Source organism: Variovorax sp. SG517, assembly GCF_013376045.1.
In the GTDB taxonomy this organism is placed as follows: Bacteria; Pseudomonadota; Gammaproteobacteria; order Burkholderiales; family Burkholderiaceae_C; genus Variovorax.
In genome coordinates, this window is record NZ_JABMJG010000001.1 from 930,172 (window position 1) to 945,660 (window position 15,489).

The window sequence follows — 15,489 nt, forward strand, 5'->3', positions numbered from 1 at the left end:
CGTATTTCCAACATGAGCTCACCCGCCGCCAATTTCGACGAACTCGACCTCTTTGTCTGGGAAGGCAAGGCAGACATCCTCGACCGCATCGCGCGGTGCATGGCGAGCTTCGACGTGGAGGTCATCCGGGCCGACGGCATGCCGCCTCCGCATCAGGAGCAGGGCGTCGCGCTGCGGCCTTCGGTGGCGATCATCAGCGTCACGGTCATCGACGGCGGCGGGCTGGCGCATGCGACCGAGCTGCTGCAGGGCATGCCGGTGATCTGGGTGGCGGCGGGCTCGCGCGAGCGCGACTCGCGGACCTATCCGCCCGAGTACCTGCATGTGCTGCCGTACGACTTCACCTGCGCCGAGTTGCGCACGATGGTCGCGAAGCTGGTGCGGCAGCTGCGCGCGCGCGAGGTGGCGCCGCAGCCGCCGGACGTGCTGGTGGCGCACTCCGACGCGATGAAGGCGCTGCTGGCCGAGGTGAACGCTTTTTCCGACTGCGACCACAGCGTGCTGGTGCGCGGCGAGACGGGCGTGGGCAAGGAGCGCATCGCGCAGCAGCTGCACCTGGGCCACCAGCGCTACGGCAAGGGCGCGTTCGTGGCGGTGAACTGCGGCGCGATTCCCGACGGGCTCTTCGAGTCGCTCTTCTTCGGCCACACCAAGGGCTCGTTCACGGGCGCGGTGCATGCGCACCGCGGCTACTTCGAGCAGGCCACGGGCGGTACGCTGTTCCTCGACGAGATCGGCGACCTGCCGCGCTACCAGCAGGTGAAGCTGCTGCGCGTGCTGGAGGACAACGCGGTCACGCGGCTGGGCGCGACGGCGCCGGTGCGGGTGGACTTCCGGCTGGTGGCGGCCACCAACCGCAACCTGCGCGAGATGGTGGCCAGCGGCGAGTTCCGCGCCGACCTGTTCTACCGGCTCGCGGTGATCGAGCTGCACGTGCCCAGCCTGGAGGAGCGCGGAGAGATCGACAAGATCGCGATCTTCAAGGCGCTGCTGACCAACGTGCTCGGCGACGAGCTCGAGGCACTGGGCGAGACGCCGCACTGGCTCAGCGACGCGGTGGCCGAGACCTACTTCCCCGGCAACGTACGCCAGCTGCGCAACCTCGCCGAGCGCGTGGGCGTGATCGCGCGGCAGCTGCACAGCTGGGACCAGAACCTGATCCAGCGCGCCATCGCGCTCACGCGCGGCACGCCGGCGCCGGCTGCATCTGCCGGCAACGGGATGAACGGCAGCGGTGGCGGCGTCGGCTCGATCGACGGCAGCGCGGACCGCAAGGGCTGGAACAGCAGCGAGCGCAACCGCATCATCGCGGCGCTGGAGATCAACGACTGGAAGCGCCAGGACACGGCGCAGCACCTGGGCATCAGCCGCAAGGTGCTGTGGGAGAAGATGCGCAAGTACCAGATCCTCGACGGGGAGCCTGGCATCCCCGAAGAGCAATAGGTTCTCCCCCAGGCTGCGCGGCACTTCGTGTCCGCTTCGCCAACCCCCTTCCGGGGGCAACACCTGAGGCCCGGCAAAGCCGGTTCCTCGGTGTTCCCGAAATGGCTTCGCTTGCCTCGTGTTCAGGGGATGGAGAGGCGTTGCGCTCTGCGCAAGGTTGGCAGGGCGCCGGCTGCTCCGGTTGCGCGTTCGCTTACCACCGGTTCGCTGGCGCAGGCGGTGTTGCTCGAGATGCAGAGCGTGCCGAGCAGGCCGTCTTCCGTGAGCACCTGGCGCCTGGGTGCGCCGAAGAGGCCGTCGATCCAGCCGTTGGGGCCGAGGGGGTCGATGCGCAGTTCGCCGGTGGTGCGCGCCAGGCGCAGCTCGGAGATGCGCAGGTCGAAGACGCCGTCGACGTAGTCGAACAGCAGCGTGTAGTAGTCGAGCTGGGCGTCGAGCACCTTGGGCAGGGTCTCGCGGCCGAATTCCATCAGGCGGCGGCGGCCGCGGAAGGCCTGGCCCGAGGTGCTGACGGCTTCCATCAGCTGCTTCTCGCGCTCGCGGCCGGAGACGGTGCGCGACCACGATGCGGCCGTGAGCTCGAACAGGTTGAGCTTCACGCCTTCGAGCTTGGCTTCCTGGTTGGCGACTTCGGCCAGCGCCGACTTCAGGCGCAGCTGCCGGTCGAAGCCGTTGCCGAAGTTCCAGTTGAGTTCGAAGGCCGCGCGCGTCGGGTCCTGCGGCGACACGCCGCGCGGGTCCCGGCTCTTCACGAGCACGGCGTCGAGCGTGGGGTAGAGGCTCGCGTCCTGCTGGTCGGCCAGCGCCCTCGCGCGCTCGATGCGGCCCTGCGCCTCGGCGATCTCGGTGCTGCGCGCCTCGGCGCGGCGCAGCGCCTCTTCCTGCGTGGTGATGCGCCATTGCGTGGGCGCCGCGAGCACGGGCAGCGACTCGGCATTGGGCGAGAACTTGAAGTAGTTGCGGAACTTGGCGATCGCCTCGTCGCGCTGGGCCTCGAAGTCGGACTCGCGCGCAGCCACCAGCGCGCGGCGCGACGCGGCCATGTTGAGGTCGTTGTCGCCGCTCACGCCCAGCGCCACGCGGCGGGCCTCGGCCTTCGAGAGTTCGGCCACCACCTCGGTGGCCTTGTGCGCGATCTGCTTCTTCAGGTCGAAGCGCTGCACCTGCAGGTAGGCGGTGAGCGCGTCCAGCACCACCTTCTGCGAGGTGGTGACGACGGCCTCGTCGTCGGCCTGGTTGCCGGCCTCGGCGGCGCGCTGCGCGGCGCTCATGGCGCCGCCGTCGAGCAGGCTCACCCGCGCCTCGGCGGTGAGCACCGTGTAGCTCTGCGTCTTGGCGTTGGCCGCGCCGCTGTTGTAGCTGCCGGACGAGGTGCCGACCTTGAACTTCGGGTAGCGCGCCTGCTTCGCGGCATCCACACCGTAGCTGCTGGTGTTGGCCGCGGCCTGCGCGGTCTGCACCTCGGGGTATTCCTGCGACAGCGCGATCAGCGCCTGCTTCACCTGCTGCGCGTAGCTGGCGGCGCCCAGCGAAGGCGCGGAGAGCCTGCGCGCAACCGTGAGCCTGGTGGCACTTTCCATCTCCTGCTGCTGCAGGAGATGCTCCGGCAACGGCTGCGGCTGTTGTGGTTCCTGGGCGAAGGCGGCGGGCGGCAGCGCGAAGCCGGCGCACAAGGCCGCGCAGACGGCGCCGGTGCCCACGCGGCGCAGATCGACCGGTTTGCGGTACTTCATGGTTCGCGGAAGGCTTCGCGGCGAAGCTTGAGCACGGGTCGCAGGATATACCAGATGAACGGGTCGGTGCCCACGCGCAGGTCCACTTCTGACTCCATGCCGGCGGTGATGCGGTTCTCGTCGCGGCCCACGTGAGACTGCGACATGCTGATGAGCAGCCGGTAGTACGGCGCGCCGTTGGAGATGGCCGGGTCGCGGTCGGCGTCGGCCGCCACCAGCTTGACCTTGCCGTCGACCGCGCCGTAGCGCAGGTAGTCGTAGGCGGTGATCTTCACGCGCGCCTGCTGGCCCACCTCGATGAAGCCGCGGTCGTTGGGATTGAGCCGCGCCTCGACCATGATCTCGTCCTCGTCGGGCACCACTTCGAGAATCGATTCGCCCGGCTTCACCACCCAACCCGGGCTGGAGTTGCGCAGGCCCTTCACGATGCCGTCCGACGGCGCCTTCACCACGGTGCGCGAGCGCTGGGTGCGTGCGCGCGCCAGGTCTTCGGCCAGGCTCGCGAACTGGCGCTCGACGGTGGCCAGCTCGTCCGACGCGCGGCGGCGGAAGCGCCCCTCGGCCTCGGCCATCTTGGCCTGCGCCTCGGTGATGGAGGCGTTGGCCGAAACCACGCCCTGGCGCGCCACCGCGAGCTCGCTGCGCACGCTCTCGGCCTGGCGGCGCTTCTCCAGCACTTCCACCTGGCCGACCAGCTTCTCGCTGAGCAGCTGCTCGGAGATCTCCAGTTCCTTCTGCATCAGCGCCAGCCGGTCGCTCAGGCCCTTGACCTTGGCCTCCTGCTCCAGCTTCTTGCTGCGCGCCTGCTCCAGGCCCGACACGGCGCCTGCCATCACGCCGCGCTGCTCGAGCGCGCGCGCCTGGTAGGCGCCGGTCTCGCCCTCGAGCACGCCCTCGTCGATGTCGGGCGCGAAGGACGCGCGCGTGAGCGGCTGGCCGCGGCTCTCGGCCATGAGCCGCACGCGCGTGGCCTGCGTGGCGGCGTAGCGGGCCGTGAGCTCCTCGAGGTTGAGGCCGCTGCCGCCCAGGTCGATCTCGACCAGCGACTGGCCCTGCTTGACCTTCTCGCCTTCCTTCACCAGCACGTTGCTGACGATGCCGCCTTCCAGATGCTGGATGGACTTGACGCGGTCCGACGGGATCACGCGCCCCGGCGCAACAACCACCGTCTCCATCGGGAAGCCCAGGCCGACCAGCGCGAGCAGGCCGATCGCACCGCCGATGATCCACTGGCGCCGCCGGCCCTGCGGCGAGGTCTGTGCCGCGCGCTTGTCGTTCTCGTCCTGAAGAATCTGCGGCAGGTCTATTTTCAAATCGCGTCCCCGGTCACTCTTCGTTCATCGCTGCTGCGCGTCACGCCATCGAGCGGGAGGCCGGCGTGGCTCCCGCCGCGCCGTCTTCCGCATCGCCCAGCGCCACCAGCGGTTTCTTCACGCCGAACAGCTTCGGCACCATCACCGCGGCCGTGCCCTGCTCCACGTTGCCCTGGCCGGTGACGTGGTAGACCACGTTGGCGGCCGAGACGATGCGCAGCGAGTGCGTGACGACCACCACGGTGCGCACCTTGGCGACCGCGAGCAGCGTGGCGAGCAGGTTGCGCTCGCTCTGGAAATCGAGGTCGTTGCTGGGCTCGTCGAGCACCAGCACCGAGGGCTTGCGCAGGAAGCTCATGGCCAGCGCCAGCTTGCGCCGCTCGCCCACCGACACGCCGGTGCCGCCTTCGCCCACCATGGTGCGATAGCCGTCGGGCAGCCGCGAGATGAAGTCGTGCGCGCCCGAGAGCTTGCAGGCCGCGACGATCTGCTCGTCGCTCTGGCCCGGCGCATTGCGGCGCATCACGTCGATGAGCGAGCCGCCGAACCAGTAGACCTCCTGCGAGAGGTAGCTGATCCAGCGCGAGAGTTCTTCGCGGCCGAACTGCGAGAGGTCGTACTCGCCGATGCTCACGATGCCGCGCGTGGGCGTGTAAAGGCCCGACAGCAGCTTCACCAGCGTGGACTTGCCCGCGCCGTTGCGCCCGACGATCACGTGCAGGCCGCCCGGGCCGATGTCGAGGTCGACGTTCTCCAGCACCGGCTGCTGCGCGGTCTCGGTGAAGCTGAAGCTCACGTCCTTCAGCGTGATGCGGCCCAGCGGCTGGGGAAGCGTCATGCCGGTGGGCGGCTTCTCGACCGGCTCGCGCAGCACGGTCTCCAGCCGCTTGGCGGCTTCCTTGGCGGTGGCCAGCGAGCGCCAGTTGGACACCAGCCCGGCCACCGGCTGCAGCGCCTTCAGCGCCAGCATGTTCGATGCGACCAGGCCGCCCACCGTCATCCACTGCTCCATCACCGACACCGCGCCCACGGTCACGACGACGACGGAGAACACGGTGAGCAGCACGGTGGTGCCGTCGCGCGCGGTCTCGATCTGGCCGTTCTTGCTGAAGCTCTCGGCGAGCCAAGCGTTGTAGGTCTGGCGCCACATCTCGATGGTGGGGCCGTCGTTGGCCTGGGCCTTGAGCGTTTCGCGCGCGTTGCAGATCTCGGCGGTCACGCGCTCCAGGCCGCGCCCGCGCTGCACTTCCTCGACGCGGCCGGAGCGCACCTCGTCGGCCCACCACCACGCCAGGAAGGACATGATCGCGAGGAACAGCACCACCACCGGCAACACCGGCAGCGCGACGATGCCGATGACCACCAGCGCGAAGACGGCCATGGGCAGGTCGAAGATGGATTGGGCCAGCCCGCCGGTGATAGTGCCGCGCACCGAGGCCACGTCGCGGAAGTACAGGTGCCACACCGACGCGGGCCGGGCCTCCAGCGCGCGCAGCGGGCGGCCCAGCATCGAGTTCAGCAGCGCGCCCGAGACGCCGTGGTCGACGATGGCGCCCGCGTTGCGCAGCAGGCGCGAGCGGCGCGTGCGCAGCCAGAACTCGATGCACAGGAAGAACAGGATGCCGCTGACCAGCGCGGCCAGCGTCGAGGTGCCGCTGCGCGAGAGCACGCGGTCATACACCTGCAGCAGGAAGATCGAAGGCAGCAGCCCGAACAGGCTGATGGGCAGCGAGCGCCACGCGGCGCTCTTCACGAGCGGATAGGCGGCGCGGAACGCGGCGTTCAGCGCGCCCGCGTAGGGACTGGCACCGGGCTCGTCCGGAGTCTCGGCAACCAGTTGGCTGGGCAGGAGGAACTTGATCATTGGAAAGAGCCGGTTCGTCGTCCAGTGACGCCTGCCTCATTATCAACTGTTACCCAGCTGTTACAAGGCAAATATTCACTCGCGGTGCGCTTCAAACACACATCAGCACGACAGCCTCTGCCCCTTCGCCACATCGGCCCTGATCCCGTGAACCGGCACCGGTTGCGCGGCGCTTCCCGTTACCGCGCAACCGGCCGGCCTCCCTGCACTGACCTCTCCCTTTCGCCCTGACAAATCCTGCGCGAACACCAGCGCGATGTTGGCGCACAGCAGCATGCACAGCACCCATGCGCAAAGCAGCTGCAGCCACCCCAGCCACCAGCGGCGCGCGGGCTGCTGTCGCGTGGCGGGGGCCTCGTATCCGAAGGCCGAATGCAGGAGTGCGTTGAATCTCATGGCAGTGCTTTCAAAACCCGGGCAAGCCGTGACAGGCCGATGCCCGCGGAACTCTTCGCCAACACCCAGTCGCCGGGCTGCAGCAGCCCGCCGAGCGCGGTCGACAGGTCGGATACGTCGACGAACCAGTGCGAATGGACCTTGGTGCGGATGCGCGCATGCAGCGCGCGCATCAGCGGTCCGCACAGCAGCACGCGGTCGGGCTGCGATGCGAGCAGCTCGGCCTCCAGGTCGAGGTGGTGGCGTTGCGCGGCGGGGCCGAGCTCCTGCATGTCGCCGAGGATCGCCACGCGCCGCGCCGGCTCGCAGGGCGCCTGCGAGAGCAGCTCCAGCGCAGCGCGCATCGAGCTCGGGTTGGCGTCGTAGGTCTCGTCGATCAGCTTGAAGCTGCCGCCGCCGATGTGGATGGTGTGCAGCGCGCCGCGTCCGCCCGGCGGCTCGAAGTGCGCGAAGGGCTCGACGGCGGCCGCCAGCGGCAGGCGCATCGCCTGCAGTGCCGCGAGCGCCGCGATGGCGCTCGCGCCCATGTGGCGGCCCGGCGCGTTCAGCCGCAGCTGGAAGGGCTCGCCCGCCACCAGCGCCTGCACCTCGCCGTGGTCGAAGGCGAGCAGGCGCACGTCGGCGTCCCTGTGCTCGCCGCAGGTCACGATCTGCAGCTGCTGCGCCATCGCCGCTTCGGCGAAGGTCGCGAACTCGGCCATGTCGCGGTTGAGCACCACGCTGTCGCCCGGCGCCATCGCCTGGAAGATCCGGCTGTCGAGCCGCGCGGCCGCTTCCGAGGGGCCGCGGTGCTTCTGCGACGCGATCGAGAGCCCCGTCACCACCATCAGCGAAGGCCGCACCAGCTGCGCGGACGCCGGCATGTGCGAGGTGCCCATCTCCAGCACCCAGTAGGCCGCATGGCGCGGCATGCAGGTCATGTTCCAGGCAATGCCCGACGGCAGGCTCACGTTGCCTTCGGGCTGGCCGACCTCGCCCCACACGGTGAGGGCGCCGGCCAGCATCGCGGCCACGGTGCCGCTGCCCGCGCCGCTGCCGAGCACGCCGCACACGCGGCCCGCGAATTCGGCGCGCGCATGGTCGCCAAGCTCGAGCACGGCCTGCAGCACGTTCGGCACCTTGAGCACGGGCACGCGCTTGTCGAGGTGCGGCTTGGGGTCGGAGCACAGCACGGCCGCGGCGGGCTGCAGCACGCCCTTGAGCGTGACCGCCGCCAGCGGCGTCTTCGAGGGCCGCGTCTGGTGGTCGAACACCACGCGCCCCTTGCGCATGAAGGAGCGCTGCGCCACGCCGGCGGCGCGCCATCCGTCCTCGGGCTTGACCACCCATTCGCCGCCGGTGACGCGCGCCATCTCGCTGGCGGTCCACACGGCGCCGTCGTCGCGCGCGCCGCCGGAGCCGGTGCCCGCGCCGCCCGGCGCGGCGCGGCGCTCCACCAGGTAGCGGTGGTAGGCGGCGAAGCCCGAGAGGTACTGCTCGACGTCGTCGATGCGCACGCGGAACGAGTGGTGGCGAATGAAGAACGAGCCCACCACGGTCGACGGCCGGCGGAAGTACATCGCCATCTCGGGCCAGAAGAAGCCGTTGAGCAGGTAGTGCGCGCGGTAGTCGAGCGCGCGGTAGAACTTCTCGGTGTCGAGCTCGTCCAGAAGGTGCCGCATCGCGGGCATGCCTTCGAGCCGCTGGAGCATCTGCTGCGCGGCCAGCATGAGTTCGAGCAGCGTCGGGAAGGTGGTCTTCCGGTCGAGCACGAAGTCGAGATACCCCGCCACGTTCTGCAGGCCGAAGCGGAAATACTTCTCCTGCGGACTCCAGTGCGTGAGTTCGTGCACGCAGCAGCTGAGCCAGTGGTCGTGTGCCTGCCAGTGCTGGCTGGCGATGAAATGGTCGAAGGCCTTCTCCACCACCGCGAGCCATTGCGGCTCGCGCGTGAGCGAGTACAGGCGCATGAGGGCGTAGGCCGCCTCTCCGTCGTAGTAGATGACGCGCGAGGCCTGCTTGACCGTGAGGTCGGACGCGTGCAGCACGTGGTTGAAGCGGCCGCTGGCCGGATCCTGCAGCGAGGCGATGCCCACCGCGAGCCTCTCCAGCAGCGGCAACCAGCGGCGCGTTTCCATCAGCTCGCAGTACTTCACCAGCGCGAGCACGCAGGCCGCGTTGCCGCCGAGCTTGATCTCGCCGCCGGTGTCGACCAGGAAGGCCGCGGCGCGGCCGTCGAGCAGCGTGTAGTCGCGGATCAGCGCGCCGGTGAGATGGTCCAGCGCCCGGTCGATGGCCGCGCGCAGCGTCTCGTCGCGCGTGAGCTCCCACGACTCGAGCATCGCGTACACCGCGCTCGCGTGGCGCATCGCGTCGTAAGTCGGGATGCGGCGGTCGAAGCACGGGAAGTAGCCGTACACGAAGAGGCCGTCGCCCTGCACCTGGCGCGCCAGGTACGACGAGCCGCTGCGCACGAGGTCGAGCACCGATTGCGGGTTGAGCGCCGGCAGCTGCCGGCGGCCCGCGTCGAGCCCCGTGCCCACGAGCTTGTGCACCACGCCGTCGGGCTGGCAGAACACGCCCACGGTCGCCAGCAGGTAGACCGGCTGGTCCGAGGACATGTCCAGCGGCGGCGAGCGCTCGAAGCGCGCCTGGCTGTAGACCTCGAAGTTGCGCGCGTTCACCACCGAGTGCGGGATGGTCGAATCGCCGCACAGCATCGCGTTGGCGTTGAGCTCCTGCTCGGTGAAGGCCATCGAGAAGTCCTTGTCGAAGGCCAGCCCGAGGCGGAAGTAGTTGCGCTTGACGGCGGTGAGCTGGGTCTTGAACTGGGCCCAGTCCATCGGGCTCGCGCCCTCGACCCAGTCGATGCGCAGCCACGGCGACACGATGCCGCGCTCGCGCACCCAGCTCTCCATGCGCCCGGCGCCCTCGCGCCAGGCGGTCTCGAAATCGGCGGCCCGCGCGTGCACCACGTGCGCCCGTTGCGCGCCGTCGCTCACGGAGAAGAACAGCGTGAAGGCCGGATACGGGGCCGGCAGCGCCGCGCACACCGACACAAGGCGTTCGTGGCAGGCGTGGAGCTGGTCTGGGAAGGACATCATTCGGCCCCGTTCGGATGCGGGAAACCGGCCACGCCCGTCATCTGCTTTCGCTCTGGTGACGTGTGCGCGGTCCGGGAACTGACACGACCGAAGTCATCGCGGTGATCCGGCTTCAGCGATAGCTGAATTCGGCTCTGCGATTGAGCTGATAGCCCTCCTCCGTGGTTTCGTTCGATGCGGGCTTTTCCAGCCCCCAGCTGATGGACTCGATGCGCTCGGCGGGCACGCCAAGCTGCGTGAGCGCGCGCTGCACCGAGTCGGCACGGCGCTGGCCCAGCGCCAGGTTGTATTCGCGGCCGCCGCGCTGGTCGGTGTGGCCCTCGATCACGACCTTGCTCTGCGGCCGGTTGCGCAGGTAGCTCGCATGAGCCTCCACGATGTTCCGGTCGGCGGGCCTGATGTTGTATTTGTCGAAGTCGAAGTAGACGATCTTCGGCACGCCCGCCGGTCCGTTCTGCACCGGCGCCGGCGGTGCCGGCTCCACCTTCGGCACAGCGGTGGCGGCCTTGTTGGAGTAGTAGTAGGTCGCATCGTCACGGCCGGTCTTGGGGGCCGCGCAGCCCACGAGTGCTGCGCCGAGCGCGACGATGGCCAGTGTCTGGAAATTCTTTTTCATATCGGTCCTTTCGCGGGACAGGCCGGTGGCGGCCTGTCCCTGGTGCTGCAGCAAGCTCCCTCGCCCCACTTCCTTCTGTTGTCTGTTTCCGGACGATCGATCAGCCCAGCAGGCCGTGCAGGATGTTCGTCACGGGCGACACGGTGTGCTCGACCAGGCTGGTGATCGGCGTCACGACTTCCGTCACCAGCGGGGTGGCGGCGTGTTCGACGCCGCTCACCGCGCTGCTGACGGCATCCGCCACCGGAGCGGCAGCCGTCGTGGCGCCGGCCAGGATGTCGGTCACCGGTGCGGTCACGTCGTGCGCCGCGCTGGTGGCGGTCGACACGACCGGGGCCGCGGTCTCGGTCAGGCTGCCGGCGACGTCGGTCACCGGCTGCAGGATGTTCGCCACCGCGCCGTCGCTGCCGGTCAGGCCGCCGAGCAGGCCGCCCACCAGGCCGTCGTGGCCCAGGAGGCTGCCGACGAGGCCGTCGTTGCCGAGCACGCCGTCCAGCAGGCCACCCGTGCCGCCACCGGTCACGCCGCCGAGGAGACCGTCGCTGCCGAGCACGCCGTCCAGCAGGCCGCCAGCATCACCGCCGGTCACACCACCGAGCACGCCGCCGAGGAGGCCATCGCTGCCGAGCACGCCGTCGAGCAGGCCGCCAGCGTCGCCACCGGTCACACCACCCAGCACGCCGCCGAGGAGGCCGTCGCTGCCGAGCACGCCATCCAGCAGGCCGCCAGCGTCGCCGCCGGTCACGCCACCGAGCACGCCGCCGAGGAGGCCGTCGCTGCCGAGCACGCCGTCCAGCAGGCCGCCAGCATCGCCACCGGTCACGCCACCGAGCACGCCGCCGAGGAGGCCGTCGCTGCCGAGCACGCCGTCCAGCAGGCCACCGGCATCGCCGCCGGTCAGACCACCGAGCAGGCCGCCAACCAGACCGTCGTCGCCGAGCACGCCATCGAGCAGGCCGCCAGCATCGCCGCCAGTCAGGCCACCGAGCAGGCCGCCAACCAGACCGTCGTCGCCGAGGACACCGTCGAGCAAGCCACCAGCATCGCCGCCCGTCAGGCCACCCAGCAAACCGCCGACGAGGCCGTCGTCGCCGAGGACGCCACCGAGCAGGCCCCCGTCACCGCCGAGCACGCCGCCCAGCAGGCCGCCGTCGCCACCCACGAGGTTGGCCACGCCGTCGGTCAGGTAATCGACCTGCGTGTCGACCTGATCCAGCAGGGCGCCGGTTGCACCCGCGCCGAGCAGCTGGTCGGCCAGCGGGCTCAGCAGGCCGCCCACGCCATCCGTCACCTGGTCCACGAGGCCGTCGGCCGGGTCGAGCACGTTGGGATCGTTCGGCAGGAAGCCGGTACCGAGCACCGGGCCCAGCAGGCCGTCGACCGTGTCGGTCAGGCCGTCGGTGACGCCGACCACCGGGGCCAGCGCATCGCCGAGGCCCAGGCTGCCGAGCAGGCCATTGTTCAGGCTGTTCGCCAGGCCGCCGACCACGTTGTCGGCCGGGTCCAGCAGGGCCTGCGCGCCGGTGCCGGGAGAAGTGCCGCCACCGATGCCGCCGAGCAGTCCGCCCAGCAGGCCGTCTTCGCCGAGCACACCACCGAGCAGGCCACCGTCACCGCCGAGCACGCCGCCCAGCAGACCGTCGTCACCCAGCACGCCGCCAAGCAGGCCGCCGTCGCCGCCGAGCACACCGCCCAGCAGGCCGTCGTCACCCAGCACACCACCGAGCAGGCCACCGTCGCCGCCGAGCACACCGCCCAGCAGGCCGTCGTCACCCAGCACGCCACCGAGCAGGCCACCGTCGCCGCCGAGCACACCGCCCAGCAGGCCGTCGTCGCCCAGCACACCACCGAGCAGGCCGCCGTCGCCACCGAGCACACCGCCCAGCAGGCCGTCGTCGCCCAGCACGCCGCCGAGCAGGCCGCCGTCGCCGCCGAGAACACCGCCCAGCAGGCCGTCGTCACCCAGCACGCCGCCAAGCAGGCCGCCGTCGCCGCCGAGAACACCGCCCAGCAGGCCGTCGCCAGACAGGACGTTGGCCACGCCGTCGGTCAGGTAGTCGACTTGCGCCGTGACGCCGTTCAGCAGCGCGGCCGTCGTGTTCGTGCCGAGCACCTGGTCGGTCAGCGGGCTCAGCAGGCCGGAGGCACCGCTCGCCACCTGGCCGACGATGCCGTCGACCGGGTCGAGCACGTTGGGGTCGTTTTCCGAGAAGCTGGTGCCGAGCACCGGGCCCAGCAGGCCGCCGACCGTGTCGGTCAGGCCGTCGGCGACGCCGACCACCGGTCCGAGCACATTGGTCAGGCCGAGCCCGCCCAGCGCGCCCTGGCCCAGGCCGTCCACCAGGTTGCCGAGCACGCCGTCGGCCGGGTCGAGCAGCGCCGCGCCGGTACCGGGGGTGCCGCCATCGCCGATGCCGTCCAGCAGACCGCCGAGCAGGCCGCCGACGATGCCGTCTTCACCCAGCAGGCCACCGACCGGGCCCTCTTCGCCCAGCACGCCGCCGACCAGGCCGCCAGGCCCGAACAGGCCGCCGGCGATGCCGCCGTCGCCGAGCACGCCGCCCAGCAGGCCGTCGTCACCGAGCAGGCCGCCGACAAGACCGTCGCCGCCGAGCAGGCCACCCACGAGGCCGTCGCCGCCCAGCAGGCCACCGACCAGGCCGTCATCGCCCAGCACGCCGCCCAGGAGGCCATCGCCACCGAGCAGCCCACCGGCGAGTCCGTCGTCACCCAGCACGCCACCGAGCAGGCCGTCATTGCCGAGCACGCCGCCCAGCAAGCCGTCGCCGCCCAGGACACCGCCGAGCAGGCCGTCGCTGCGGAGCACGCCGCCGACGAGGCCGTCGTCACCCAGCAGGCCGCCGACCAGGCCGTCGTCGCCGAGCACGCCATCGAGCGCACCGCCAAGCAGGCCGCCTTCGCCACCGAGCAGGCCGCCCAGCGGGCTGTCGGCGAGGATGCCGGAGATGGCGCCGTCCTGGCCGAGCAGGCTGTCGACCAGGCCGCCGTGGCCCAGCAGTTCGCCGGTGAGGCCACCGCTGCCGAGCACGTTCGAAAGGGTGCCGTCGCCGCCCAGCAGGCCGCCGACCAGGCCGTCGTTGCCGAGCAGGCCACCCACCGCGCTGCCGTCGCCGAGCAGGCCGCCCAGCAGGCCGTCGTCGCCCAGCAGGCCGCCGGTCAGGCCGCCCACGGCGCCGTCGCCGAGCAGGCCGCCCACGAGGCCGTCGCTGCCCAGCACGTTGCCGAGCACGCCGCCCAGGGCGCTGTCTTCACCGAGCAGGCCGCCGACGACGCCGTCGTCGCCAAGCAGGCCGCCGACCAGGCCATCATCGGCCAGCAGGCCGTTCACGAGGCTGCCTTCGCCAAGCACGTTGTCGAGCACGCCGCCCAGCAGGCCGTCGTTGCCCACGAGCTGGTCGGTGAGGCCGCCGAGTCCGAGGGCGTCGGTCAGGCCGCTGATGATGCCGTGGTCGCCGACGAGGTTGGTCAGGCCGTTGTCCAGCGCGTCGGTCAGGTAGTCGACCTGGCCCGCCACCGTGCCGAGGATGGCGCCGGTCGCGCCCTGGCCCAGCAGGTTGTCGAGCGTCGGGCTCAGCGAGTCGCCCAGCAGGTCGGTGACGCCACTCACGGTGTTGTCGATCGGGTCGAACTGGTTGGGATCGTTCGGCGTGAACTCGCTGCCGACCAGCGGAGCCAGCACGTCGTCGAGCGTGTCGGTCAGGCCGTCGACCACGTTGTTGGCCGGCGAGAGCGAGTCGCCCAGGCCGAGCGCGCCGCCGAGGCTGTCGGTGACGTGGTTGACGAGGCTGTCGCCTGGGTTGAGGAGGGCGTCGCCGTCTGCGTCTGCGTCTGCGTCTGCGTCTGCGTCTGCGTCGGCATCTGCGTCGGCGTCGGCATCTGCGTCGGCGTCGGCATCTGCGTCGGCGTCGGCATCTGCGTCGGCGTCGGCATCGGCGTCGGCATCTGCGTCGGCATCTGCGTCGGCGTCGGCATCGGCATCGGCATCTGCGTCGGCATCGGCGTCGGCATCTGCGTCGGCGTCGGCATCGGCGTCGGCATCGGCATCGGCATCGGCATCGGCATCGGCATCGGCATCGGCGTCTGCATCTGCATCTGCATCGGCGTCTGCGTCGGCATCACCATCCGCATCCGCGTCGGCATCGGCGTCCGCATCCGAGTCGGCATCCGCGTCGGAATCGCCGGGGTTGCTCGGGTTGCCCGAACCGACGAGCAGCGGGAACGCGCTGTCGCTGCCGCCGCCACCGCCGCTGAGCGCGGCGCCCAGGGCAGCGGCGCCGAGCGCGCCGAGTGCGAACTCACCCAGCCCGATGCCGCTGCCGGCAGCGAGCTTCTTGGTGACGGCCAGGGCAGCGGCGTCGGCGTCGCTGTCGGGCGGGGTCACCTGCAGGTCGCCCGAGGCGACATCCACATTCACTTGTTCGAGGCCGCCGGGCAGCTTGGTCGAGCCGATGGTGGCGTCGGTGCCGCCGGTGAACACACCAGCGAGCGGGGCCTTGTTGGTGGCCGATCCGGGGAAGAGGACATTGGCGTGGCCGTCCTGCGGAACGATCACGCGGTCGCCGGCCATCAGCGTCTGATTGCCATCGACGGGAATGCGGACACCGTCGCGCATCACCGCGACGCCGGGCGTGGCATTCGATAATGTGCCGATGCCGGCGGGGGCCGCGGTTGCGGCGGGAGCCGCCGAACTCACCATGCCCGGAGTGCCGAGCGGTGTAACGGTAGCCTGGGCGATGACCACAGGAGCAGCGCCAGCGGCGGCAAGTCCCTCGGTCGTATTGGTCGATGCTTGTTGAGCGGTCATGGCAGCCTTCTGTGACAAAAGATGCCTACTCAGGGGCAACTAGCGTGCCGCTTTTCCCGAGCCCCGTGCCAAAGCGGCCCAGAGCATCGCAAGCTGTTGATTCGTATGGAAAATTTTCTTTTCGAGGGGCCTCGGGCAGGCTGTGGAAACAGCTCGTAAGGAGGTCAATCGGCGAATCGTTACGTAACGAAGTAACGTCGCGTACCCGGAACGTCC

The 15,489-nt window shown here is 70.5% G+C and carries 8 protein-coding genes; 1 reads left to right on the forward strand and 7 read right to left on the reverse strand.

From position 1 onward, the window contains the following. The first annotated feature begins 12 nt into the window (after positions 1-12). Complete coding sequence (locus FHT32_RS04360) at positions 13-1,443, forward strand: sigma 54-interacting transcriptional regulator (RefSeq protein WP_176663387.1); 1,431 nt, start codon at positions 13-15, stop codon at positions 1,441-1,443. 122 nt (positions 1,444-1,565) lie between these two features. On the opposite strand, the gene FHT32_RS04365 is transcribed toward FHT32_RS04360, so the two are convergent. From FHT32_RS04365 to FHT32_RS04395, 7 genes are all read right to left on the reverse strand, one after another. Further along, on the reverse strand, positions 1,566-3,176 hold the full coding sequence (locus FHT32_RS04365; protein WP_176663388.1) for a TolC family protein: 1,611 nt from the start codon (positions 3,174-3,176) through the stop codon (positions 1,566-1,568). Continuing rightward, a complete protein-coding gene (locus tag FHT32_RS04370) occupies positions 3,173-4,489 on the reverse strand; it encodes an HlyD family type I secretion periplasmic adaptor subunit (RefSeq protein WP_176663389.1) in 1,317 nt (438 codons plus the stop codon). The genes FHT32_RS04365 and FHT32_RS04370 overlap by 4 nt, the downstream gene beginning before the upstream one ends. Before the next feature lie 40 nt (positions 4,490-4,529). Further along, positions 4,530-6,353 carry a peptidase domain-containing ABC transporter gene (locus tag FHT32_RS04375; protein WP_176663390.1) on the reverse strand — a complete coding sequence of 608 codons (1,824 nt, stop codon included), beginning with the start codon at positions 6,351-6,353 and terminating at the stop codon, positions 4,530-4,532. A gap of 102 nt (positions 6,354-6,455) precedes the next feature. Further along, a complete protein-coding gene (locus FHT32_RS04380) occupies positions 6,456-6,749 on the reverse strand; it encodes a hypothetical protein (protein ID WP_176663391.1) in 294 nt (97 codons plus the stop codon). Next, positions 6,746-9,832, reverse strand: a complete 3,087-nt coding sequence (locus FHT32_RS04385; protein WP_176663392.1) for a glutamate ligase domain-containing protein — start codon at positions 9,830-9,832, stop codon at positions 6,746-6,748. Before FHT32_RS04385 ends, FHT32_RS04380 begins: the two co-directional genes overlap by 4 nt. Before the next feature lie 112 nt (positions 9,833-9,944). Beyond that, a complete protein-coding gene (gene pal / locus FHT32_RS04390; protein WP_176663393.1) occupies positions 9,945-10,448 on the reverse strand; it encodes a peptidoglycan-associated lipoprotein Pal in 504 nt (167 codons plus the stop codon). 100 nt (positions 10,449-10,548) lie between these two features. Then, on the reverse strand, positions 10,549-15,273 hold the full coding sequence (locus FHT32_RS04395; RefSeq protein WP_256098862.1) for a hypothetical protein: 4,725 nt from the start codon (positions 15,271-15,273) through the stop codon (positions 10,549-10,551). Positions 15,274-15,489 lie beyond the last annotated feature (216 nt).